At 42.0% G+C, this 23,923-nt stretch carries 18 protein-coding genes, 2 tRNA genes, 2 pseudogenes and 1 other annotated feature; of the genes and pseudogenes, 8 read left to right on the forward strand and 14 right to left on the reverse strand.

All coding sequences use genetic code 11. From position 1 onward, the window contains the following. Window positions 1-249: 249 nt before the first annotated feature. Window positions 250-2,187 carry an ABC transporter ATP-binding protein/permease gene (locus LCU_RS05225; protein WP_039098853.1) on the reverse strand — a complete coding sequence of 646 codons (1,938 nt, stop codon included), beginning with the start codon at window positions 2,185-2,187 and terminating at the stop codon, window positions 250-252. A gap of 228 nt (window positions 2,188-2,415) precedes the next feature. Continuing rightward, window positions 2,416-2,486 (reverse strand) — tRNA-Gly (locus LCU_RS05230). 130 nt (window positions 2,487-2,616) lie between these two features. Between LCU_RS05230 and LCU_RS05235 the strand changes: the two genes are divergently transcribed. From LCU_RS05235 to LCU_RS05245, 4 genes and pseudogenes are all read left to right on the forward strand, one after another. Continuing rightward, window positions 2,617-2,814, forward strand: a complete 198-nt coding sequence (locus tag LCU_RS05235) for a hypothetical protein (protein WP_004265738.1) — start codon at window positions 2,617-2,619, stop codon at window positions 2,812-2,814. A 178-nt stretch (window positions 2,815-2,992) separates the two neighbouring features. Then, window positions 2,993-4,585, forward strand: a complete 1,593-nt coding sequence (locus LCU_RS05240; protein ID WP_004265676.1) for an APC family permease — start codon at window positions 2,993-2,995, stop codon at window positions 4,583-4,585. Between the two features lie 121 nt (window positions 4,586-4,706). Further along, complete coding sequence (locus LCU_RS10170; RefSeq protein WP_235805389.1) at window positions 4,707-5,075, forward strand: alpha/beta hydrolase; 369 nt, start codon at window positions 4,707-4,709, stop codon at window positions 5,073-5,075. Next, window positions 5,053-5,646: pseudogene (locus tag LCU_RS05245) on the forward strand (serine aminopeptidase domain-containing protein). The gene LCU_RS10170 and the pseudogene LCU_RS05245 overlap by 23 nt, the downstream one beginning before the upstream one ends. Here the strand turns inward: LCU_RS05245 and LCU_RS05250 are convergent. The 4 genes from LCU_RS05250 to LCU_RS05265 all read right to left on the reverse strand — a co-directional run bounded on the left by LCU_RS05250 (window position 5,600) and on the right by LCU_RS05265 (window position 9,029). Beyond that, the gene (locus LCU_RS05250; protein WP_056965978.1) at window positions 5,600-6,388 is read right to left on the reverse strand and encodes an HAD family hydrolase; all 789 of its coding nucleotides are present in this window, start codon (window positions 6,386-6,388) and stop codon (window positions 5,600-5,602) included. The pseudogene LCU_RS05245 and the gene LCU_RS05250 overlap by 47 nt on opposite strands. 168 nt (window positions 6,389-6,556) lie before the next feature. After that, on the reverse strand, window positions 6,557-7,009 hold the full coding sequence (locus tag LCU_RS05255) for a MarR family winged helix-turn-helix transcriptional regulator (protein ID WP_039098849.1): 453 nt from the start codon (window positions 7,007-7,009) through the stop codon (window positions 6,557-6,559). Window positions 7,010-7,498: 489 nt separating this feature from the next. Further along, a protein-coding gene (locus tag LCU_RS05260; RefSeq protein WP_128486107.1) for an IS3 family transposase occupies window positions 7,499-8,871 on the reverse strand; the annotation gives its coding sequence in 2 pieces (ribosomal slippage) (window positions 7,499-8,418 and window positions 8,418-8,871; 1,374 coding nt in all). 74 nt (window positions 8,872-8,945) lie between these two features. Further along, window positions 8,946-9,029 (reverse strand) — tRNA-Leu (locus LCU_RS05265). Between the two features lie 100 nt (window positions 9,030-9,129). Between LCU_RS05265 and LCU_RS05270 the strand changes: the two genes are divergently transcribed. Beyond that, entirely contained in the window at window positions 9,130-9,966 is an 837-nt protein-coding gene (locus tag LCU_RS05270; protein ID WP_056967070.1) for an NAD(P)H-hydrate dehydratase, read from the forward strand. 35 nt (window positions 9,967-10,001) lie between these two features. Here the strand turns inward: LCU_RS05270 and LCU_RS05275 are convergent, their stop codons facing one another. From LCU_RS05275 to LCU_RS05285, 3 genes and pseudogenes are all read right to left on the reverse strand, one after another. Continuing rightward, on the reverse strand, window positions 10,002-10,712 hold the full coding sequence (locus tag LCU_RS05275) for a pseudouridine synthase (RefSeq protein WP_056967072.1): 711 nt from the start codon (window positions 10,710-10,712) through the stop codon (window positions 10,002-10,004). Then, window positions 10,709-12,346 (reverse strand): putative polysaccharide biosynthesis protein, encoded by a 1,638-nt coding sequence (locus LCU_RS05280; protein ID WP_004265748.1) that lies wholly within the window; start codon window positions 12,344-12,346, stop codon window positions 10,709-10,711. The genes LCU_RS05275 and LCU_RS05280 overlap by 4 nt, the downstream gene beginning before the upstream one ends. Before the next feature lie 385 nt (window positions 12,347-12,731). After that, window positions 12,732-13,521: pseudogene (locus LCU_RS05285) on the reverse strand (MFS transporter). Between the two features lie 150 nt (window positions 13,522-13,671). Here LCU_RS05285 and LCU_RS05290 point away from each other — a divergent pair. After that, on the forward strand, window positions 13,672-14,070 hold the full coding sequence (locus tag LCU_RS05290; RefSeq protein ID WP_056966767.1) for a winged helix-turn-helix transcriptional regulator: 399 nt from the start codon (window positions 13,672-13,674) through the stop codon (window positions 14,068-14,070). 16 nt (window positions 14,071-14,086) lie between these two features. Here LCU_RS05290 and LCU_RS05295 read toward each other — a convergent pair whose 3' ends face one another. The 3 genes from LCU_RS05295 to LCU_RS05305 all read right to left on the reverse strand — a co-directional run bounded on the left by LCU_RS05295 (window position 14,087) and on the right by LCU_RS05305 (window position 20,625). Continuing rightward, window positions 14,087-15,439: an amino acid permease gene (locus LCU_RS05295; RefSeq protein WP_039099102.1), complete on the reverse strand. Its 1,353-nt coding sequence runs from the start codon at window positions 15,437-15,439 to the stop codon at window positions 14,087-14,089. 491 nt (window positions 15,440-15,930) lie between these two features. Beyond that, on the reverse strand, window positions 15,931-18,354 hold the full coding sequence (leuS, locus tag LCU_RS05300) for a leucine--tRNA ligase (protein WP_056966765.1): 2,424 nt from the start codon (window positions 18,352-18,354) through the stop codon (window positions 15,931-15,933). 104 nt (window positions 18,355-18,458) lie between these two features. After that, window positions 18,459-18,667: a binding site (T-box leader), on the reverse strand. Between the two features lie 23 nt (window positions 18,668-18,690). Further along, window positions 18,691-20,625, reverse strand: coding sequence for a muramidase family protein (locus LCU_RS05305; RefSeq protein WP_056966763.1), 1,935 nt, complete (start codon window positions 20,623-20,625; stop codon window positions 18,691-18,693). Between the two features lie 207 nt (window positions 20,626-20,832). Between LCU_RS05305 and LCU_RS05310 the strand changes: the two genes are divergently transcribed. Both LCU_RS05310 and mnmM read left to right on the forward strand, forming a co-directional pair. After that, a complete protein-coding gene (locus tag LCU_RS05310; protein WP_004265683.1) occupies window positions 20,833-21,471 on the forward strand; it encodes a phosphatase PAP2 family protein in 639 nt (212 codons plus the stop codon). A 3-nt stretch (window positions 21,472-21,474) separates the two neighbouring features. Further along, window positions 21,475-22,035, forward strand: a complete 561-nt coding sequence (gene mnmM / locus LCU_RS05315) for a tRNA 5-(aminomethyl)-2-thiouridylate-methyltransferase MnmM (RefSeq protein WP_056966761.1) — start codon at window positions 21,475-21,477, stop codon at window positions 22,033-22,035. A 315-nt stretch (window positions 22,036-22,350) separates the two neighbouring features. On the opposite strand, the gene LCU_RS05320 is transcribed toward mnmM, so the two are convergent. Further along, window positions 22,351-22,986: a copper homeostasis protein CutC gene (locus LCU_RS05320; RefSeq protein ID WP_054644401.1), complete on the reverse strand. Its 636-nt coding sequence runs from the start codon at window positions 22,984-22,986 to the stop codon at window positions 22,351-22,353. 31 nt (window positions 22,987-23,017) lie between these two features. Beyond that, window positions 23,018-23,872 carry an undecaprenyl-diphosphate phosphatase gene (locus LCU_RS05325; protein WP_050802262.1) on the reverse strand — a complete coding sequence of 285 codons (855 nt, stop codon included), beginning with the start codon at window positions 23,870-23,872 and terminating at the stop codon, window positions 23,018-23,020. Window positions 23,873-23,923 lie beyond the last annotated feature (51 nt).

Genomic DNA, 23,923 nt, shown 5'->3' on the forward strand with positions numbered 1-23,923 from the left:
ATATTTGTGAACAAAAAAAAGTCCCTTCCAAATAAATGAAAGAGACGAGAATTCCCGCGGTACCACTCTGATTGATCAATCGATCCACTCAATAGTATGCAATTGTTCAACCAAAAGCGCGCCGCGTCAACTTGATTACCCACCTTACACCGTCTGTGAGCTCGCTATAAATCGCTGTTGATGCTATTCTTTTGACTGTTCGAACTTGATAACTAGTATATAGAACTTAGCTGCACTTTTCAAGCGCAATTATTCTGCCGCGAGGGCTTCAATTGGATCTAACTTAGCTGCCTTACGAGAAGGTGCTAGTGCCGCTAAGAGACTGATGATAATGCTGATGATTATCCCGAATAGGACGTAGCCACTGGTAATTGCCACAATTGGCATATGCGTTAATGGTTGGGCCAACGTATTGACAAGCAATTGTCCAAGGCCAGCAATGCCGGCACCAAGAACACTTGATAATAACCCAATCAAGAAGGCTTCTGAGACGAATAAGTGCCGAATATCTTTCTTTCGGGCGCCGATTGCGCGTAGAATCCCGATTTCCTTCGTCCGTTCTGACACACTGATGTAGAGCACCACGATAATCATGATTGCTGAAACCAATAATGAAATCCCGGCAATCCCAGCTAAGACGTAGAAGGCTAACATCAAGTAAGTGTTAATTGAATCGAGGATCGCACCAACCCCTGTGATTTGGTAATCCTTTTGTGTCTTACCGTTGACTTTGCTAGTGTAGGTTTTGATTTTATTTTGAACGGCTTTAACATTTTGGGTCTTATTAACCGTGACTGCTGCAAAGTTGGGTGCAAACTCTAATCCTTGCGCTTGGTACATCTTGGCTAATGTGCCATATGTGACGGCTTCAGTCCCAGAATTGATGATCCCTGAAACTTTCACATCTTGGCGCATTTGAACTGGACGTTGATCCTTACTAATGGCATTGACGTAAATGGTTACTGTCCGACCAACCATCTTCTTGTAATTTTTATCTAACTTCTTAGCCATTGCCTTCGTTAAAATAATTTCGTTGGCCCCAGGTTTAGTCCCGGTCTTAATATCTTGGACACGTTCGGTTTTATTAAACGTTTGGAACATTTGGACTGTTTCACTCTTCTTTTGATAGTGCACTTGGACACCATTCATGTAGTAGCCCTTTTCAACCTTCGTCACGTTTTTGACCTTATTAAGGCGGTTGATATCCTTATCAGCTAAGTTACCTTGTTCACCGGCTTCAATCTGTTTGCGCGTGAGGTTTCTTGCAATCTGAATCGTATTTGGATTAACTTGCGATGAAATCTGATCATTAATATAGCCAGTCACCCCTTGACCCAAGCCTAGCATTAAAATGACGGAGAAAATCCCAATGGACGCGCCAAAAATAATGAGCAAATTCCGTTTAATATCGTAGCGCATGTGTTGCATTGCCATTTTGAAAGCAGACATAAAACTTAATGGACTACTCTTCTTAATTACCGGACCAGTTGGAGCTGGGTAAGCTGGTTTTAATTGCTTGTCATAATCAATCTGCCCATCAACCATGTGGACAACCCGTGTTCCGTGGTCAGCAACGGCTTGTGAATGGGTTACGGCGATGACGAGTTTGCCATCTTCGGCAATCTTTTGTAAGATTTCGAGAATCTCGGCCGTATTCTGGCTATCTAACGCACCCGTTGGTTCATCGGCAATGATGACATCTGGATCAGCAGCCAAGGCTCTGGCAATAGCAACCCGTTGCTTTTGTCCACCTGACAATTGGTTGGGATGTTTATGGATATGTTCCTTCAAGCCAACTTGTTCCAATAAGGCGGTCGCTTTGGCAACCCGTTCCTTATGTGATAGATCAGTCATTTCAAGTGGCACCATCACATTTTCCAAGTTAGTCAAATGACTAATTAAATTAAAGCTCTGGAAAATAAAGCCAATCGTTTGACTCCGATAAGCATCAAATTTCTTTTCGGATGCATTCTTTAAAGATGTCCCATCAACGATGAGCTCCCCATCGTATTGGTGATCTAACCCACCGATGATGTTCAGCAACGTCGATTTACCGCCGCCTGATTCCCCGAGGATTGAAACAAATTCGCCACGGTCAAAGCTTAAATTGATGCCTTTTAAGACTTTAAATTCAGCCTTGTTCATATAATAGGACTTGTGAATATCTTTAATCTCTAATAATGTCAATGTCGTACGCTCCCACTACTTAGATTGCTCGTAAGTGTCACGAGTTTTTAGTCGATAGATAATAAATATACTTTATCAGAGCGCCTTTAAACAAACAATCGGCCTTAGGTCTGATAACGAAAAGAGTGTGATGTAAGTCGGGTATCCGCCGAGGATTAAATTTCAGAGAATAAAAAAGAGGTTGCAACAAAATTTCTTCTGTTGCAACCTCTTTTGCATGAATCTTTAAGCGAGTGACGGGAATCGGACCCGCGACGCAAGCTTGGGAAGCTTGAGTTTTACCACTAAACTACACTCGCATTACTTGATATAGTATAGCATATTATTTCCGATTTGTGCATATTTTTTGAAAAAAAAAGGTTTAAACGCTTAACAAATAGCGTATGTATGCGGTATACTATTGATAACAACTTGATTGGAGTCCTTTTAATGGCCGATTCGCAAAATACAATTCCTGAATCAACCGCATTTCATTGCCCTGCATGTCAGGCGCCAATTGAATATGGTATCAAACGTTGCCCAGGCTGTCAGACTGCGATCTTCTATCGCGATATGTCTGAAACATTCTGGAACGATCGTAAATTAAATCTTTTTAAACAAACGGATGCCATTCAACGGGGCAATTGACTTAAATTAACTATTCAACCGTCACTTTTTGTGACGGTTTTTTTAATTGTTAATAATTAATTCAGAAGGCGTTACCATTGTTAATTTGATAGACTTCACGACTCATTTTAGCCGCATTTTTAATTTGAAACCAACGGTGATGGTTGCTATAATGGCACACCATACACAGGAGGTCTTTATGATAGAGAAGAACAAAATGAGTTTATTTAGCCTAGTGATGCTAGGTTTAAGTTCCATCATCGGTTCCGGTTGGCTGTTTGGTGCATGGGAGGCAACGACCGTGGCAGGCCCAGCAGCCATCATCTCTTGGATTGTTGGCGCAATTGTGATTGGTGCAATTGCCTTTAATTACGTTGAACTCGGGACGATGTTTCCTGAAAGTGGCGGGATGAGTCACTATGCCCAATATAGTCACGGTTCATTACTCGGCTTCATCGCAGCGTGGGCCAATTGGGTATCATTAGTCACGATTATCCCAATCGAAGCCGTCGCTGCTGTCCAGTATATGAGTTCTTGGCCATGGGCGTGGGCTAACTGGACGAATCACTTTATGCACCACGCTGAAATTTCGAATCGTGGCTTGCTCGTCGTCTTTGCCTTTATCATCGTCTTCACCCTTTTAAATTTCTGGTCCGTTAAATTCTTGACCCGTTTTACCAGCTTCATTGCAATCTTTAAATTAGGTGTGCCATTATTAACCATTATTATGTTAGTCTCAACTGGTTTCCATACTGGCAACTTCGGGCATTCAATGGCGACGTTTATGCCCTATGGTTCCGCCAAAATTTTTGCAGCCACTTCGATTTCTGGGATTATCTTTTCATACAATGCCTTTCAAACAGTAATCAATGTCGGCAGTGAAATCCGTGATTCTAAACGGAATATTGGACGTGGAATTGCAATTTCACTTGGGATCAGTATTGTGATTTATCTACTCTTGCAAATTACCTTTATCGGTTCTGTTTCACCCACCTTGCTCGCCAAAGTCGGTTGGCACGGTTTAAACTTCCAATCACCCTTTGCCGACTTAGCCATTTTACTTGGAATCCATTGGTTAGCCGTCTTACTTTACTTAGATGCGTTTGTTTCACCCTTTGGGACCGGCGTTTCCTTTGTCGCTTCATGTGCACGGACATTAGCAGCATTAAAGCAGAACAAACACATGCCACCGATTGTCGGCCGCATGAACGAACAATATAATATTCCTCGCATTGCGATGGTCATTAACGCCATCGTCAGCATGCTACTCGTTTCAATTTTTAGAAGTTGGGGAACGTTAGCCAGCGTGATTTCAACCGCAACGTTGATTGCCTATTTAACCGGCCCGGTCACCGTCATGTCATTACGTAAAATGGCCCCTGATATGAACCGCCCTGTTCAGTCACCTTGGATGAAAATCATGTCGCCATTATCCTTTATCCTTGCCAGTTTGGCAACTTACTGGGCAATGTGGCCAACAACCATTAAGGTGATTGGCGTCATTATGCTTGGCTTACCATTTTATTTCTACTATGAGTATCGGATTCACTGGGAAAATACTTGGGCCCAATTCAAAGGAAGCTTATGGTTAATTATCTATCTCGCATTGCTTTCGCTGATTTCATTCTTGGGCAGTCGGGAATTCAACGGAATTAACCTGATTCCTTACCCACTCGATTTCGTCTTAATTAGCGCATTAGCCCTCATCTTTTACTATTGGGGAATTATCAGTCGCTTCTATTCGAAATACTTCTCACGCGCAACACGAATTAACGATGATGTGCAACTTTAAGTATGACTAAAAAGGACGCCAAACAACGGTTAAAGTTGTTTGGCGTCCTTTTGGTATCTCTAGATTGTTTCTGCTAAAATGAATCGTAAAGTACGTTATCTTTTTCGGGAGGCGCTAACCAATGCAAAAATTGACCGTTCAATCTACTGATCGAATCCATACTTTAAATGTCGTGACTTGGTTTCCAATCCAAAAACCGGTCGCAGTTGTCCAAATTCTAACTGGGATGGCCGAATATATCGAACGTTATGATGCTTTCGCTCAATTCTTAGCAGATCGTGGGATTATCGTCATCGGACACGATCATATTGGGCAAGGCCACTCCGTTCAGTCCAACGATGAGCTCGGTTATTTCGGGCCAAACGGGCTCCAGACGCTAGTCAACGATTGTACCTTAATCGGTCGCATTGTCCACGAGGAATACCCAGAGCCTACCATTATTTGTGCTCGGACACTCAATGGGCTCAATGCTAGCGACACAATATGTTAAGCAAACTGAAGTGCCGATTACTGGAGCCATCTTCATGGGCGTTATCGATGTACCCTTCATTCTTAAACCCGCCTTACCAATCGTTAAATTAATCGGCGCCATTGCAGCTAAGCGCCCCGGTACTGTCTGGAATAACTTGGCGTTTGGGGTCTATCCTAAACGATTTGATGCTCACCGACCTTTTTCATAGTTAAGTTACAATCAAGCAAACGTGGCGGCCTACGAACAGCATCCATTGTGTGGCTACGTCTTTTCAAATAGCGGTTTTGCAATGCTCTTCACCCTCACTGAGTTAACTCGGCATGCTGATTGGCAACTTGCCTTACAATCCCGCCCAGTTCTCGTAATGAGTGGCGCCGACGATCCAGCTGGCGGTTATGGTCGCCGCGCGCGGCATTTAACGAACCAATTCAAAAAGCGCACCGTTAACAACGCAACGGTGCGCATTCTACCTCATACAGCGCATGAAATTTTATTAGAAACAGATGCTACCCAGCATTACCAATTCATCTACGATTGGTTGACTAAAGTAATTTCTGAATCTCCTTTAACACACCATAGTTCTCATTAGTGTCGGCACGATAAGTCGCATATTGGATCATATCGTCGGCAGCATTCCCCATCAAATAACTATGTTCAACGGTTTGCAGCATTTCTTTATCATTATAAGTATCCCCGAAGGCCATCATTTGCGCCGGCGTGATGTTGAAATAATCCGCCAAAAAGCGCATTGCATGGCCTTTGTCGATGCCTTGATTCATAATATCGATCCATTCAACACCAGCAACCGTTACTGAATAAGCCGGTTCAAATTCGGGTGCGAAAACAGCTTCATACTGTGCTTGACTATCTTTTCCCGGGAAATAAATCGTAAACTTGTTGGCTTCAACACTAACCTGCGTTAAATCAGGTACATATTCAATGTTGGCATAGAATTGCCGCAAAGTCGCGTCATAATCTCGATATTGTGTTTCAACGTACGCCGCGTCCATCCCACAAATCACGCCAATCCCATCTGGCGTTTGATTAACGAATTGGACCATCCGTTGGTAATCAGCTAACGGCAATAAACTTTTGAATAAAGTTTCACCTTGATAACCAATTGCACCCCCGTTATCGCTGACGTAAACCATTGTGTCAGCAAGTTCGGGAAACATTTGCTTTAACGTGTACATTGGTCGACCGCTGGCAGCTGCGAATTGAACCCCTTTAGCATGTAATTGCTGAATGGTTGGTATAAAGTTTGGTGGCAACTGGCCACTCTCAGTTAATAAGGTATGATCCATATCGGATGCGATTAATTTAATTGTCATGCTTAGTTCTCTCCTATCCCTTAGATACCTTAATAATATACCGTTTATGCCAATTCATCGCAACCGGTTACATTCAAAAATAATCATACTCGACATCCATCGCTTCGATCCTGCCCATTAACACGCGCTAAACTAAATAACTCCCCCGTTCAGATTCCGATAGTCTCTCTAAAAGATTTGAATCTCATTGATATTGAATGTTCTTTTAACCGCGTCGGACATTAGCGCAATTTGGTTATCAATTTCATCCCAATTGGTAGTAACAAATCCAGAATCCAAACTATCAATCATGTCATTACTGTTTAGTCTAATCTTTAATAATAACTGTTTCCCCTTGGTTGTAAGTCGATAGTATACTTTACGACTATCACCAATAAAACTCCCCACATTAGCCCGTTCAATTAATCCTTTTTCACCCAACGATTGGCATTGGCGGGAAATAGCTGGTCGAGAAACGCCCATACAAGCAGCAAGGTTGCCGGGCGTTTCTTCTTTTTCACGATCCATTTTTTCCATCAACAAATATTGTTCGAGTGATAAGTCAACATTTTGCAAAACTGTGACAAATAATTGATCCAAAATATTACGATATTTAATGAGCATTAATAATTGATTATTCATAATAAGCATTACTCCTTCTATCTATTTTGAGGACCTACAATATGCGAACTAGTAATCCTGCTCTGCTCCACAGGCATTATATTATATAAATTAATTAAATGTAAATAGCTGAAATTAACGGTATTGACAAAAAAATATTTTAATAAGTTTTAACCCTATTAATATTTTTTTATTGAAATTCGCCAAGTTTGTGATGTTTTTATTTATTAAATGACCTTTTAATCGCGATGCAGTTTACAGCTTGTAGCTTTCAGCCGTTTTTATAGTTCAAATAATAATTATATTGATAAGAAAATATTTATTTAAAGCTATCGTTTTCTACTAATGGTTTAATTCCTTAAAATTGATGCAACTTTTTTTGAATAGTGCTAATAATTGTCGCTAATCCATTGGCTAAACCAGTCATAATGAGGTAAATAATCAATAATCGATGTACTTTTTGAACAAAAAAAGACCGCTTGAAGTGAACCCCAAATATTGGACGAAACTTTAAGCAGCTTTCTGGGTTGTAAAAATTCGATATTCAATCGGACTTTTACAACCCAGTTTTGTTTTAATTCTTGAAAAATTATACTCATCAATCCAAACCGATATTTGTGAAACTAGTGTTTCATAAGTATCGGTTTCTTTTTGGTAGAAAGCTTCGGCTTTCATAATATGGAAAAAGCTCTCCATTGCTGCATTATCTAAACATGTTGCTTTGCGAGACATACTTTGAAAAATGCGATGTTCTTTCAAGATATGAGTCCAATCTTGATGCTGGTATTGAAATCCTTGATCTGAGTGAACTGTTGTCCGGTATTTTAAATTCTTAGGGATTTTCTTAACTGCTCGATTCAAAACAGTTGTAGTAAATTCAACAGTAGGGTGTTTACTAACTTGATGGCTGAGAATTTCACCTGAGAATAAATCATAAATACATGTGAAATAGGCGCGTTCATCAATTGTCTTGGTTCCCCAGCGAACTTCAGTAACGTCTGTTACTAGTTTTTGATAAGGACGATCAGTGAAGAAACGACGGTTGATCAAGTTCTTAGCAACGGTGCCAACATTGCCTCTATATGAATTATATTTACGAGTACGTTTGTTAAATGCAGTTGATAGTAATTGCAGTTCTCGCATTAAGACAAGTACTTTTTTATGATTTACTAAGATATTCATACGATGTAATTCACCAGTTACACGACGATAACCGTACGCTGGATGATTCTTCTTGATTATTTGGATGGTTTGTTTAACAGATTGGTCAGATGAACCGTTCGGTTCATGACTAATAATGTATTCATACGTACTTTTGGCCATACCAACTATTTTTAGAATTTTTACTAGTTTGTGTTTAAGCCTTAGCTCTTGGATAACTTGCGCTTGTTGTTTTCTTCTTCCTGGACTAAGGCTCTTAATTTTTTTAGGTATTCATTCTCGATTTGTAGCAATTCATTTTCTTCTCTAAGACGTTCTAACTCTGTTTGTTGCCGTTTTTTTGATTGTTTATCAGCTGACATAATTGTTTGCCGTCCTTTGGAACGATATAAGGCATCAGCGCCCTCAGTCTCCCAAATATGTTGCCATTGCCAGATGGTCCCGACATTTGAGATATTAAAATGAAGTGCGGTTTTCGGATAAGAAGCCTTATTCGTTTTCATCCATTTTAAAACATTCATCTTAAATGAGCCATCAAATGTTTTTTCGGGTGATAGGACATCTAGTCCTTTTGGGCCAAAGGCCTTATAACGTTGAACCCACGAGACAACTAGTGAGTTACTCTTAATACCATATTTTCTCGCTATTAATTCATAACCTAAGGATGACGTTAGATAATCCTGAACAACTTTTATTTTTAATGTTTTAGAATATTTGGTCAATATAAAACCCCCCGATATTGGATTTTGGTCCAATATCGGGGGTTCACTTCAAGCGATCCTTTTTTAATCCATAATGCCCGTGGCAGGATTCGAACCTGTACTTGGTTACCCAAACAGCGACCTGAACGCTGCGCGTCTGCCAGTTCCGCCACACGGGCGATTGTGCTACAAGACTATTGTACCAGTGTTACAGAGCCCTGCCAATACCCATTTATTAATATTTCGCTTATAATAATAGTTGATAAGGGAGGGATTCAGATGCAAGTCATCACAAATTCAACCGTTCGTGCGGTCCTGCAGGCACGGCCTGCCATCAGTCATAAAGGCGATTTTGGCCGCGTCTTAATCATTGGTGGTAGTCAGCAATACGGCGGTGCTGCGATTATGAGTGCCTCTGCGGCTGTTTATGCTGGTGCTGGATTAGTTTCCGTTGCTAGTGACTTAAGTGTTCTCAGCGGACTGCACGCGCGCTTACCAGAAGCCATGTTCATTGATTATCAACAACCCTTCGTGCAGTGGTCGTCTGCAGTCCAGGCTGCTGATGTCGTTGTTGTCGGACCTGGTCTTGGCATTACTTCGTTTGCCGTTGAACTGCTGAGAAAAATCTTACAAACCATCCAACCAACACAAACACTGATTATCGATGGTTCAGCACTATCAATCATCGCACATGAAAAACTGAAGATCCCGAATACGCAACTCATTTTAACCCCGCATCAAATGGAATGGGCGCGCCTCAGCGGTGTTGCAATCGAGCAGCAAACGGTTGCTACTAATCAAGCCGCACTCGCTGCTTATCCAAACGCGACTTTAGTGCTTAAAAAACATCACACTGAGGTCTATCATCAGCAACAGGTTCAGCAACTAACCATCGGTGGGCCTTCCATGGCAACTGGCGGTAGCGGCGATACACTGACTGGTATTATTGCCGCATTCTGTGGTCAATTTGGCACCCACTATCAGACGATTTGTGCCGCTGTTTATACCCACAGTGCGATTGCTGATGAACTCGCCAAAACCCAATACGTCACACTTCCTAGCCAAGTGATTCAGACCTTACCACACTATATGGCTAAAATGATTCATCAATCTTAAAAAAACAGCAGTCCTTTTGAAAGGGCTGCTGTTTATTAATTCGCTTTAAGTAATGCAAATTCTGCATCTGTCAACGCACGGTATTGGCCACGGTCTAAATCATCTGGCAATGCCAGTGGTCCCATCTTAAGCCGTTCTAGCGTCAAGACTTCCTTGCCGACCGCATGAAACATCCGCTTCACTTGATGGAATTTACCTTCATGAATCTCAACGGTAATCTGACTTTCTTGTTGCGCCTCATCAACACTCAGAATTTCAAGCTGTGCTGGTTGTGCAGTAAAATCACTCAACACGAGCCCCGCTTCAAACCGCGCTTGATCCTCTGCCGTGACAATCCCGGCAATCGTGGCGCGATAAACCTTGCTGACGTGTTTTTTAGGACTCAACAAGGCATGGCTTAAATCGCCGTCATTCGTCAACAATAATAAGCCGGTTGTATCTTTATCCAATCGCCCCACTGGAAACAGATCATCCCGCAAGTCCGCTGGTGCCAATAAATCAAGCACTGTTTTCTGGGGATCAGTCGTCGCCGAAATCACACCCGCCGGTTTGTTCATCAGCCAATAAAAATAGGTTTGATAACGCTTGGGTTCGTCGTCAACATAGACAACGGTCGCCTCGTTCACTTTGAACTTCGCATCTTTGACCACAGTCCCATCAACGCGCACGCGTCCCGCTTTAAAAAGTACCTTTAATTCTTTGCGTGAAGCCACATTCATATGACTTAAAAAGCGATCAATTCTCATTTGATTCTCAACTTTCTTCTAAACCGATCCAAGTTACTCCCAATGACATAGTCCGCTAAGCGCGATTTAAGCACCAATGCGGCGTAAACAGCCACACCTAGGCCAACGCTAATCATTAAGACTAGAACGCTCTGAAGACGGCTGTACGGGTTAAAGACAAGGTATAACCCCTTGACTGCCCCCGCCGTTACCAAATACATCACCAATGAGAAGCCTAAAACGCCGATTAAGCGCCGAATGGTTTTGCGTAATGCAAAGTGATAATAGCGATGCAGTGCTGCAATCATTAAAACCGAACTTGTCGCAAAGGCTAAGCCGGTCGATACTAGCGGGCCATAGACACGGAAAAAATAAATCGCTGGGTACTGCGCCACAATTTTGACGATGAATCCGATGAATAAGTAAAACAATGCCAAGCGGTTCTGATAGAGGCCTTGTAAGACAGCGCCTAAAACCGTAAAGAGGCCGAGCATAATAGAAATGTAAGATGAAAATTGTAAGACACTAATCCCAAGCGTATCATGCGCGTAGAATAACGTGTAAAGCGGACCGGCAACCGCCGCCATCCCAAATGCCGCTGGAATCATCACTAAGTTGAATAATTGCAAAGTACTGCCGATTTGATGTTGCAATTCTTTTTGATTGCCCCGCACATGCGCAGCTGACATCAATGGAATCGCCGTGACCGCCATGGCAGCAGCGAGTGAAACGGTGATTGAAATCAGTTTATTCGCATTAGCTGCAAATAAAGCATACAAGTTATACAACTGATGATCACTGGCAACCACGAAATCATGCATCATCGGATTAAACGTGTATTGGTCGATGATATAGACCAAGTTGACACTTGCGTCGATTACGATGAATGGAATTGATTGGCGCACAATCCCTTTTAACAAGTCAGTCGTTGACACTTCTAATTCGTTGTTACTATTGGCCACTAACTCTGAAATGCGACCGCGTTGTTTCAAATAATAGAAAATCAGTAATAACAAGCCGGCAGCAGCCCCAATGAATGCGGCAAATGTCGCCTGCGTCACAGCATCCACGTAGCTGCCTTTAAACACTTGCATAATCATAAAAGCGGTCACGGTCATGTACAGCACGCGGGCTGCTTGTTCAATAAATTGCGAAATCGCAGACGGCGCCATTTCGGCATAGCCTTGGAAAAAGCCCCGCATAATACTGAGCAATGGAATAATCAATAGCGGCCAGCTTAATGACCGGAAGACCGGTACCATCCGCGGATCACCCGCTGCTAGAACGGGCGCTAACGCAAAGAGTGCGAGCGCTGATAAAACACCCATTGCCAACATTAAAATCAGCGACTTTCTGAAAAGACGCTGACCAATGCCATACTCATTCATTTCGTTATAGCGTGCAATTTGTTTCGATAGCGCCCCTGGAATCCCAGCCGTCGAGATCACTAAAAAGACACTATAAATTTGGTATCCTTTTGCAAATAATGTGTTGGCTTGTAAGAAATTCGCGCCAAACCAGATTGGCCACGGAATTACATAGACGGCGCCCAGAATTCGCGAGAAAATACTCCCAGCGGTCATCCAAGCGGAGCCCCGTAACATCTTACTTTGTGAAGATCTATCCGTCGCCTTTGTTTCAGGTGAATTGGTCATTTCCCATAACTCCCTTATTAAACGTCAAAAAGCATCTTCCTACCATTTTAGAGGATTGCCCCAAGCCTTGCAATTCCTTTAACAAAACTTTATGAAAAAGAGTGCTTCTGATGACGGTTAGCAACTGAGCATTAATACAAAATTCCCAATAATCCAGGTTTTAAGATTATTGGGAATTTTAGATTAAGCGGAAGTTGTTGTCATCAGAAGCACGTTTCAATAAGAGTGCTATTAGCGCTTGCCCAGATTTTGAGCACTAACCTAAAAACGGGAATTATGGCGTACTCGGCCATGATTCCCGTTTTGTAGTTAGGCGCAGAAATCTAGCGCCAATAGCACGTTTCAAAAAAAGAGCCCCGCCTTCGCGGAGCTCTCTGCCATCTCATTATTTAGCTTGTTTACTTTGTTGAATCAAATACCACGTCAACAGAATGCTGACAAAAACCATGATACCGCCAAAGATTGGTGTACTGTCTAAGCCCCAAGCTGCCGATGCTTGCCCGCCAACTAATGAGCCTATCGTAATCCCGATATTAAAGGCTGAGATATTCAAAGCCGAAGCCAATGGAATATCATTTGGCGTGATTTTTTCAGCCAACTGCACAATGTATAATTGGAGCCCTGGAACGTTCATGAAGGCGAAAAAGCCCATCAATAAAACGTTAATTAAACCGAACCAATGGGCATTTAACGTTAACATGAATAGCAACAAGGTCACTAACAAGCCAACAAACATTTTCAATAGCGCCATCAACGGTTGGTGATTTGACCATTTGCCACCCAACGTATTTCCAAAAGCCACCATCAGACCATAAATAATTAAGATGATCACAACGGCCCTTGGTGACCAACCCATTTTTGATTCTAAAATCGGCGTTACAGGCGAAGACTGGCGCAAAAGCGACCGTCAAGTTACCAATGATAAAGACAACCATAATCCCCAACAATAAATTTTTCCGTGGCCAACGACTTGTTAAAATCGCCAAAATCGGTGCCCCAATCGTAATTCCCAAAGCATACATCGATACGGTTAGTCCTGCTTGACTCATCGTAATCCCAAAATCCTTAATCATCAATGGCATTAAGCCGACACTGATGAATTCTGTCGAACCAATCGCAAAAGCACTGATTGCCAATGCTAGTAATGTGAGGTTCGCCCGTTGTTTACTACTCATACTGCCACACTCCTATTAGACTTTTTTTACTGATGTACTATATTATTCAATAGGAGCGTGATTTTCACAATCACGCACTTTTTAGTCAGTAGGTTACTGAAAAGTAATAATTGAGTCTTATCACAATGAAAAGGTGAATCAAAATTAGAAATGAATGAGAAAACATATAACATTGGCGTTGAAGCTACGATGGAAATTATCGGCGGTAAATGGAAACCCGTTATTCTTTGTCATTTGCGCAACCAACCACGGCGATCAAGCGAGCTCTTACAACGCATCCCTAAGATTTCGCAAAAGGTACTCACCGCACAGTTACGTGAACTCGAAAACGATGGCATCATCAATCGTAAAATTTATCAAGAAATTCCGCCCCGCGTTGAATACAGCCTCTCTGAATACGGTCAGTCACTCAATAAAATCTTAAATCTCCTCTGTTTATGGGGCGAAGATAACATTGATCGCCGCCAAACAGCGGGTGAATCAATCACTGTTTTACATCGCGATCAAATCAATCCAATCGAATCGAATAAAAAAAAGACAGCCAACTAGGCTGCCTTTTTGCTTGTCATGATTTTTGCCGACCAAATTTCACGAAATAAATAACCACCATGATCATTAAGAAAATTAAACCAACAATGATTGAAATCCGCGTTTCCGGATTAATGAACATGAAGATTAAGGTGATGGCTAGCATCGCCAATGTAATGTAGTTCGAATAAGGTGACCAAGGCATCTTAAATGGATGTTGTGCCATCTTGTCAGCGTGTTGTTTTCTAAAGGCAATTTGGCTGATCAAAATGACGAACCATGGCACCATCCCTGGTAAGACACTTGAACTATAAACGAGCACGAAGACATTGCCAGCTTTTGGATAAACAAGTGGTAAAATGGCGTTTAAAATCACCCCGATTAAAATCCCTAATGAAATCGCCCCGACCGCATAAAATGGGACACCGTGGCGGTTTAATTTCAAGAATCGTTTTGGTAACTGCCCATTATTGGCTAATGTGAACGTCATTCGACTGGCACTGTAAATCCCTGAGTTAGCACCCGATAAGGCTGCTGTAATCACTACAAAGTTAATGATTGATGCTGCAGCGGTAATCCCAATTTTAGCAAAGGTTTGCACAAACGGTGAACCGACCTGACTCAATTCATTCCAAGGATAAATGCTCAAGATTACGAAAATCGCCCCAATATAGAAAATCAAAATCCGCGCAACAGTGGATTGAATTGCTTTAACCAATGTTGATTGTGGATTTTCAGCCTCGCCAGCCGTAATCCCAATCAATTCAATCCCTTGATATGATGCCAAGACAATTGCCAAGGCGAAGATGAAGCCTTTAAAGCCACCCGTAAAGAAGCCGTGCGTCCACAAATTACTAATGCCGACTGGATGCATATGGTTTCCAATCCCAAAAACAATGAGTCCAAGGCCTGCCACGATCATCAGAATAATCGTGACGACTTTAATCAACGCAAACCAGAATTCCAATTCACCAAACATGCTGACTGAAATTAAGTTGGCCGCACATAAGAACGTAATCGCGACCAGTCCCGGTACCCAGCCCGGCAAGTTCGGCCACCAGAATTCTAAGTAACCGCCGATGGCAATCATTTCACTCATCCCCACGACAACGAATTGGAAGACATTGCTCCAAGCTGTTAAGTAACCAAAAATTGGATGCATATATTCCGTTGCAAACTTGGCAAAGGACCCCGTATCTGGATCAACATACAGCATTTCTCCAAGTGCACGCATAATGAGATACAGCAATAAACCAGCAATCCCATACGCAATCAGCACAGACGGCCCCGTCCATTTAATTGTCGTGTTGGCCCCCATAAAAAGCCCAACCCCAATTGTCCCGCCAAGTGCAATCATCTGCATCTGACGGGCAGTTAAATTTCGTTTCATAGTCCTCAAACCCCTCTATTTTAGCATCATCATTATTGGTTAACCCCAGAATCTAAATTTACTTATCATCGTATAATAAAAAACACCCAAAAGCAATAGTCGCTCTCATCTTTTTATCATCTTAAAAGCGCTTTAGAATAACCCTTATATTAATTGAAGGATAATTAGGCCCCTAAATATTAATTTTAAATAAGAAAAAGCAGTTACTGCGAGAAACAGTAACTGCTTTTTTGAAACATGCTTTTTGGTTGCAACAACTTCCGCTTAATCTAAAATTTCAAATAATCCTAAAACCTGGATTATTTGAAATTTTTTATTAATGCTCAGTTGCTAACCGCAACCAAACGCACTCTTGTCTGAAACGTGCTTTTCAAGCTAACTTTCTGCGCTTATCCCAGTGAATCAAACAATCGACTACGTCGCTTATTCGCTTCCCTCTGATAATGCTCAAAAGTTGACCGAGCTTGAACCCACTCTTTTTGAAACGCACTCTAATTGGCGACGATATTGACCAATTTATTTGGAATGGCAATCACTTTGCGCACCGTCTTGTCAGCAATGAATTCAGCTACTTTTTCATTTGCCTTAGCCATCGCTTCTAATTCTTCCTTCGGTGTGTCTTTAGCTACTGTTACTTTGGCCTTTAACTTACCGTTAACTTGGAAGATCACTTCTACTTCGTTAGCGACCAATGCTGCTGGGTCAAATGTTGGCCAGTCCACGTAACTGATTGAGTCATCATGGCCAAGCATTGCCCATAATTCTTCCATCATGTGTGGTGCAATTGGCGCTAATAACTTCACGAAGCCTTCAGCGTATTCACGTGGTAGTGTGTCAACTTTATAAGCATCATTGATGAAGACCATCAATTGTGAAATGGCCACGTTAAAGTGCATGCTTTCGAAGTCTTCTGTCACTTTCTTAACAGTTTCGTTGTAACTCTTCTTCAATTGTTCATCATTTTCAGCGACAATCTTGCTTGAAAGTTGGTCGTTTTCGTCGGTATCTTCTTCTGTGTATAGACGCCATACCCGGTCCAAGAATTTACGCGCGCCGGCTAAGCCCTTTTCACTCCATGAAATGGAAGCATCTAATGGGCCCATGAACATTTCGTATAAACGTAATGTATCAGCGCCAAAGCGATCGACAACATCATCAGGGTTAACAACGTTCCCTTTTGATTTCGACATTTTTTCGTGGTTATCGCCTAAAATCATACCTTGGTTATATAGGTGTTGGAATGGTTCCTTCGTTGGCACGACCCCGATATCATACAAGAACTTGTGCCAGAAACGAACATATAATAAATGAAGCACAGCATGTTCCGCACCACCGATGTACATATCAACTGGTAACCAGTCTTTCAACTTATCAAAGTCAGCCAATTTATCAGGGTTCTTAGGATCGATATAACGAAGGTAATACCATGAGCTACCAGCCCATTGTGGCATTGTATTCGTTTCACGACGGCCTTTGCGCCCATTTTCGTCGGTTACGTTTAACCAGTCCGCTAAGTTCGCAAGTGGACTTTCACCAGTCCCTGAAGGCTTGATATCACTTGTTAATGGTAATTCAAGTGGTAATTGAGCTTCTGGCACCACTGATGTTGTGCCATCTTCCCAATGAATAATTGGAATCGGTTCACCCCAGTAGCGTTGACGTGAGAATAACCAGTCACGCAACTTGTAGCTCACTTGTTCATGACCAGCATTATGCGCTACTAACCAATCAATCATCTTGTCGATTGCTGCTTGTTTGTCTAAACCATCAAGGAAATCTGAATTAATCATCACACCAGGTTCTGTGTGAACAGCTTCTTCAGGATTACCACCAGCCACAACTGGTTTCAATGGTAAACCAAATTTCTTCGCAAATTCCCAATCACGAGGGTCATGTGCAGGGACAGCCATCACAGCACCAGTCCCGTATGAGGCTAGAACGTAATCTGAAATCCAGATTGGTAACCGTTCGCCATTGACTGGATTAATGGCGTAAGCACCTGTAAAGGCCCCTGTTTTATCTTTCGCCAAATCAGTCCGTTCAAGATCACTCTTGTGTTCGATTTCTTTTAAATAAGCATCAACAGCTGCTTTTTGTTCAGGCGTTGTGATATCGGCCACTAATTTATGTTCTGGGGCCATCACGATATAGCTGACACCAAACATTGTGTCGGCACGCGTGGTGAAGACATCAATCTGAGCGTCGTGGTTTTCAACAGCAAATGATACTTCAGCGCCTTTTGAGCGGCCAATCCAGTTGCGTTGCATATCCTTGACACTTTCAGGCCAATCAACTAGGTCTAAGTCGTCGATTAAACGATCAGCATAAGCCGTAATCTTCAACATCCATTGACGCATTGGTTTCCGGTAAACAGGATAGCCACCGCGTTCTGTTTTGCCGTCAATGACTTCTTCGTTTGCGACAACGGTCCCTAAATCAGGGCTCCAGTTAACAGCCACTTCAGCTTCATAAGCTAAGCCCTTTTCGTACATTTTTTCAAAAATCCATTGGGTCCATTTGTAGAAATCAGGATCCGTTGTATTCACTTCACGATCCCAATCGTATGAGAAGCCTAATGAATTGATTTGGCGTTTGAACGTATTAATATTGGTTTGCGTGAAATCAGCAGGATTATTCCCAGTATCCAACGCATATTGTTCAGCAGGTAAGCCGAATGCATCCCAACCCATTGGGTGCAACACGTTGAAGCCTTGCATCCGTTTCATCCGGGCCAAGATATCAGTTGCCGTATAACCTTCAGGATGGCCAACGTGTAAGCCTTGACCTGACGGATATGGGAACATATCTAATGCATAGAAATTTTTCTTATTTTTATCTTCTGTTGTTTTGAACGATTTGTGTGATTGCCAGTAAGCTTGCCACTTTTGTTCAACTGCGCGATGATCGTAAGTCATATCAAACACTCCTTTTTTTAACGTGCTTTCAAAAGCATGGACACTTTTGACACACTCTTTTTTAATTCACTTAACGCCAATAAAAAAGTCCTATGGTATAAATACCATAGGACGAATTGACCGCGATGCCACCTAAGTTCTGTCCAATCTATATTGGACAACTCTCTGGCCTTAACGCGGCAGACGTTTCTATCTACTATCAGTTCAATAGAAAACTCAAAGGTGAGTTCGTTATGTTAAACGACGTGTTCACACTAACCACACGCTCTCTAAACGCTTAACGATAACTACTAATCCTTCTCAACGTTAAATAATTGTTCTTAGCATACCAAACTCTTACTTCAATTTCAAGACTTGACCGACTAAGATTAAATCAGAATGTAAATTGTTCGCTGATTTTAATTGTGCGATACTGGTATTATTTTTTTGTGCGATTGACCAAAGACTATCGCCTGATTTAACCGTATAAGTCTTCCCAGAATTCGTATTGGGCGTCGTTGGCGTTGTAGCGCCAGCCGTTAATTTTAAGACTTGACCTGGGTAGATAAAGTTATTCTTAATATTATTAGCCTTGATTAATTGCGCCATCGAAATACCGTTACGGTTAGCAATTCCCCAGACAGAATCACCGGCCTTAACCGTATAAGTCTTCCCAGAAGTTTGCCCTGGATTTGTACTATTTGTATTATTGTTGTTTGAATTACCAGTTGTTGCACCTTGGCTAACCACTAATTTTTGACCAGGATAGATAAAGTTGTTCCGGATATTATTCCATTTAACCAAGTCAGCCATTGAGATGCCGTAACGGTTTGAAATTGCCCAGACAGAATCCCCTGATTTAACCGTATACGTCTTGTTTGAAGTCTGATTACCGTTATTGCTGTTTGAATTATTGTTATTTGTATTGCCAGTTGCGGTTTTTGAAACTGTTAGAACATCGCCAGGGTGAATCATATTATTCTTGATGTTATTCCAACTAATTAAATCGTTCATTGAAATCCCATATTTGTTGGCAATCGCCCAAACAGAGTCGCCGGCTTTAACGGTATACTTATCACCATTAGCTGGTGTTGTTGGATTCGTTGGTGTTGTAGGGTCTGTTGGGTTTGTCGTCCCACCATTGTTGTTGCCAGCTGCACTACTTGAAACAATCAAGACTTGGCCTGGGTGAATCATATTGTTCTTGATGTTATTCCAGCTAATCAAGTCATTCATTGAAATACCATACCGATTAGCAATCCCCCAAACAGAATCGCCGGCTCTAACGGTGTATTTTGTCCCATTTTCAGGTGTCGTTGGAGTCGTTGGCGTGGTTGGAGTCGTTGTTCCCCCATTATTGTTACCAGTATTGGTCCCTGGCGTGTCATATTGCGTTAAATTGTATTGTTGAATCAAACGGTTCAAACTTGACGCATAATTGGTTGCTGTTGCATAACGTCCTTGTAAGTATTGTGTGGCTTGTTGATAGCTACTTGTATGGCTCTTAAATGCCCCTTGATAATAAGGCGTTGCACCAAATGAAGTATTCCGTAGCACATGCACATAATCTTGTAACGATTGGTAGTATGAAGGATATTTTCTAAATGCAGCTTGGATCTGATACATGTTCCCATGACCATCATCTTCCCAAGTCCACATATAAACAGAACTACCATTGTAAGTCCCTTTTACCCCAAACAAGTTATAATTAGGGGCAGAACCTAAACCACTGCTCCCAAATCCTGATTCTAATGATGCTTGGGCAATCATAACAGAGGCGTACAAATCGTTATCACCCGCTAATTGTTGAGCTGAACTAGCAATTGAATTGATGAAATTTTGTGCGCTTGAATTAGCTGCTGCCATAACAACGCCAGCGGTTGCGATATTGGCACTCGTACTTTGCACTCCAGAAATTGGTTGCGCTTGAGATGGTGCCGGTTGTGGCGTAGCCACCTTTGTCGCTTCATTTTCAGTCAATTGAGGTTTTACAACAGGTTGTTGTGTTGATTGGGATTCAGTTGTCGTTGTGCTTGAACTAGTTGTTGATGATGTTGCACTACTTGCTGTATTAGCTGTTGTAGCTTGGTCATCATTGTTTGCACTATTTAACACATCTTCAGTGGCTGCTTTGGCCCGATTCGAAAAACTAGGTGCAATTGCTGAACCCATCAAGACGGTTGCCCCTGCAAAAGTCGTCACATTACGAACTTTCTTAATTCTAATTTCCCGCTTCTGCTTATGTAAGCTTACCTTTTGAGCTGCAATTCGCTGTTTTCTAGTCTCTTTCAATTCTAACGCCTCCGAATTTCCATTATTATTGTCTGTGGCACAATTAACTTGAGCTTCACCTGAACTTTATTATAATATTAATAAATGGGGAAAACAATCCTATCACGCAACTACTTTTATTAGTTGTCTTATGCTTAATAATTATTGTATCATTTAATAATCTTCTTTGTCTTTAATTACAGCTTATTTTGAAAGGATTTCTTAAAAATGACCAAACGATTTTCGGCTAGTTTATTCATTCTTGGCACAATCAGTTTTCTAATCATTTTAATCAGCGTTGTGCACCATGCCACTTGGGTTATACATTTTGATACCCTTATCAGAACTGGCATCCGGTCGCTTTCCTCCCCATTGATGGATACTGTAAGCATTGCGATTACGTCGATCGGCAATCCCTATAGTATAATGACTTTGACCACCATTGTAACGCTTGGTTTGCTGGGCTTTAAACAGTGGTCAGCAGCTAGCTTTTTAGTCATTAACATGGTCCTTTTTTCAACGCTTAACCACTTTATTAAGATGAGCGTCCAACGACCACGGCCCCCATTTCACCATCTTGTCTACGCAGGCGGCTACAGCTTCCCTAGCGGTCATGCTTCGGGGGCGCTTCTTTTTTTCGGAACTTTAAGCATCCTAGTTTACTACTTAATTCGTCAACGCGTTTGGCGAAAAATAGCGATTGGCACCTGTTTAATATTGGCACTATGCATCGGCCTTAGTCGGATTTACGTACTTGTTCATTATCCGAGTGATGTCTTAGCTGGCTTTTTATTAGCAACGGCGTGTCTCGGCGGTTCATGGTACTGTTTTATTCATTTTAAATTATTGCATCTGAAGGAGTCCTAACACATGATACTTGATCATCCCACTAAATTTGCACATTTTCTATTAGACCAGGCAATTCGGCCCGGCGATGTCGTAATTGATGCCACCGTGGGGCATGGCGATGATACCTTATTTTTAGCAGAACGCGTTGCTGATTTTGGTCAGGTTTACGGTTTCGAAATTCAAAAAGAAGCCATCGAAACCTGCGCGGATCGTCTTACAAAAGCAAACCAAGCAAACCAGGTTACTTTGCTTAATCAAGGACACGAGCGGATTATCACTGCCTTACCACCCGAGTTAAAAGTGCAAGCCGCCATTTTTAGCTTAGGCGCACTCAGTCCTGATTCTTTTGAACACGTGACATTGCCTAACACGACAATCTCTGCCTATCATCAAATTCTCTCACGGCTTAATCGCGGTGGCTTACTGGTATTCGTTGTTGATCCTCGGTTCAATGAAACTCAAGAAGAAATCGACTATCTAATCGCCGACTTAAGTCGCCTAGAACCAACCAATTACCAAGTAACCCACTACAAGGCAATCAACGTCGACCAAGGACAAGTCCTAGCGATAGAAAAAATTTAGAGTGCGTCGTAAGGCGAATATCCGCTGAGGATTAACACAGCGTCGTGAATGATTACAACGTAATCGTTTGCGGCTCAGGGTTAACCGGAAGCGGATGACTTACAAAGCACGTTTAGAGTGTGATCCCAGTCGGGTATCTCTTGAGGATTAGCCTAGACTGGCGAATGATTGCTGAAAGCAATCGTTTGCGGCTCAGGGTTAACCGGAGGCGGATGCCTTACAGAGCACGTTTAGAGTGCGTCGTCAGTCGATTATCTCCTATTCAAACATTAAAAAAAGGCCCAGTCATCATTGATGACTGGGCCTTTTACTATCTTATAATGTCCCGACCACTTTTGTACCGTGTGCTTCGGAAATTTGTAAACGTTCTGTTAACGCGTCGACATTGTCGGCTGTAATGCCACCGCCAGGTAAAATCACAATCCGCCCATCAGCAGCTTGGATTAACGTTTTTAAACGGGCTTCGTCGATGGGCGCGTCTAACGGCCCCCCATGCGTTAAAATCCGTTTAACATCATGATCAATCAGCCATTCCATTGCTGCAGCTTGTTGATCAGCCGCAATTTCATCGAAAGCCATATGGAAAACAACTTGCATCCCATTGGCAGCACCAATCAACATTTCCATCGCTTCTTCGTCGATTTGATTGTCAGGTGTTAGGCAACCAAGGACGATGCCGTCAGCGCCTAATTCTTGCGCTGAAAAGATATCAGCTTCCATAATTTTTAATTCTTGATCGTTATAAACAAAGTTGCCGCCACGCGGACGAATCATGACCATCACTGGTACATCGTGTTCATGCGCATAACGCACTGATTCAGCCATCACACCCCGGCTAACCGTTGTGCCTCCGACAGCCAAGTTGTCGTTCAACTCAATTCGTTTAGCACCATTGCGGATTGCTGCCGGAATTTTAGTGAAATTTTCAACACAAACTTCTTTGATTAACATGGATGAACCCTCCAAATTTTAATTTAATCCTTTATGCAAATAGCATTGCACCTAAGACAAGTAGGCCCAAGATAATCCGGTACCAACCGAAGACCTTGAAATCATGTTTCTTGATGTAATCCATCAAGAATTTGATTGAAATAATTGAAACGATGAATGAAACCAACATCCCGACTAATAAAATGATTGATTGATCGCCCGTAAACGTATTGCCTTGGTACAAGAATTTACCAATCTTCAAGATTGCCACGCCGACCATCGTTGGAATCGCCATGAAGAACGAGAATTCCGCACCCACAAACCGTGATGTCCCTAAAATAATTGCCCCTAAAATCGTAGCGCCTGAACGGGATGTCCCAGGAATAATTGATAAGGCTTGGAAACAGCCAATCCAAAAGGCCGTCAACCAAGGTAACGTATTTAAATCAGCAAATTTCGGTGTGGTATGCTTGTTGCGATTTTCGATGACGATGAACAAAACCCCGTATAAAATCAACATGCTGGCCACAATCCAGTTTTTCATCAGATGTTCATCCATCCAGTCATTCAATGGGAATCCAATAATGACTGATGGAATCACCGCCACAATTACCTTAAACCATAACGTCCACGTTTGTTTTTGTTCGAGCTGGTTCTTACGTGGTGAGAAAGGATTCAATTTATGGAAGTATAGAATCACAACCGCCATAATCGCTCCAAATTGAATCACATAATTAAACATATCGATGAATGCTTTTGATTCATCAAGTTTCAAAACACTACCGACCAACACTAAATGGCCGGTTGAACTAATTGGTAGCCATTCTGTAAAACCTTCGACAATCCCTAAAATGATTGTCTTAATCATATTTAAAGTTAACACAATACTAATCCCTCCGTAATCCATAATCGTTTATTAGTATACTCATTCTAAAGTTAGATTGCGACTCAAATTGAA

It is taken from the genome of Latilactobacillus curvatus JCM 1096 = DSM 20019 (assembly GCF_004101845.1).
GTDB classification, from domain to species: Bacteria; Bacillota; Bacilli; order Lactobacillales; family Lactobacillaceae; genus Latilactobacillus; species Latilactobacillus curvatus.

Excerpts from the sequence above, each read along its gene's own strand:
- LCU_RS05295 (WP_039099102.1), bottom strand. The coding sequence starts at position 15,439 with ATGAAACGAAATTTAACTGCCCGTCAGATGCAGATGATTGCACTTGGC.
- LCU_RS05240 (WP_004265676.1), top strand. The coding sequence starts at position 2,993 with ATGATAGAGAAGAACAAAATGAGTTTATTTAGCCTAGTGATGCTAGGT.
- LCU_RS05255 (WP_039098849.1), bottom strand. The coding sequence starts at position 7,009 with ATGAATAATCAATTATTAATGCTCATTAAATATCGTAATATTTTGGAT.
- LCU_RS10170 (WP_235805389.1), top strand. The coding sequence starts at position 4,707 with ATGCAAAAATTGACCGTTCAATCTACTGATCGAATCCATACTTTAAAT.
- LCU_RS05325 (WP_050802262.1), bottom strand. The coding sequence starts at position 23,872 with ATGGATTACGGAGGGATTAGTATTGTGTTAACTTTAAATATGATTAAG.
- mnmM (WP_056966761.1), top strand. The coding sequence starts at position 21,475 with ATGATACTTGATCATCCCACTAAATTTGCACATTTTCTATTAGACCAG.
- LCU_RS05310 (WP_004265683.1), top strand. The coding sequence starts at position 20,833 with ATGACCAAACGATTTTCGGCTAGTTTATTCATTCTTGGCACAATCAGT.
- LCU_RS05290 (WP_056966767.1), top strand. The coding sequence starts at position 13,672 with ATGAATGAGAAAACATATAACATTGGCGTTGAAGCTACGATGGAAATT.
- LCU_RS05235 (WP_004265738.1), top strand. The coding sequence starts at position 2,617 with ATGGCCGATTCGCAAAATACAATTCCTGAATCAACCGCATTTCATTGC.
- leuS (WP_056966765.1), bottom strand. The coding sequence starts at position 18,354 with ATGACTTACGATCATCGCGCAGTTGAACAAAAGTGGCAAGCTTACTGG.
- LCU_RS05275 (WP_056967072.1), bottom strand. The coding sequence starts at position 10,712 with ATGAGAATTGATCGCTTTTTAAGTCATATGAATGTGGCTTCACGCAAA.
- LCU_RS05280 (WP_004265748.1), bottom strand. The coding sequence starts at position 12,346 with ATGACCAATTCACCTGAAACAAAGGCGACGGATAGATCTTCACAAAGT.
- LCU_RS05320 (WP_054644401.1), bottom strand. The coding sequence starts at position 22,986 with ATGTTAATCAAAGAAGTTTGTGTTGAAAATTTCACTAAAATTCCGGCA.
- LCU_RS05270 (WP_056967070.1), top strand. The coding sequence starts at position 9,130 with ATGCAAGTCATCACAAATTCAACCGTTCGTGCGGTCCTGCAGGCACGG.
- LCU_RS05250 (WP_056965978.1), bottom strand. The coding sequence starts at position 6,388 with ATGACAATTAAATTAATCGCATCCGATATGGATCATACCTTATTAACT.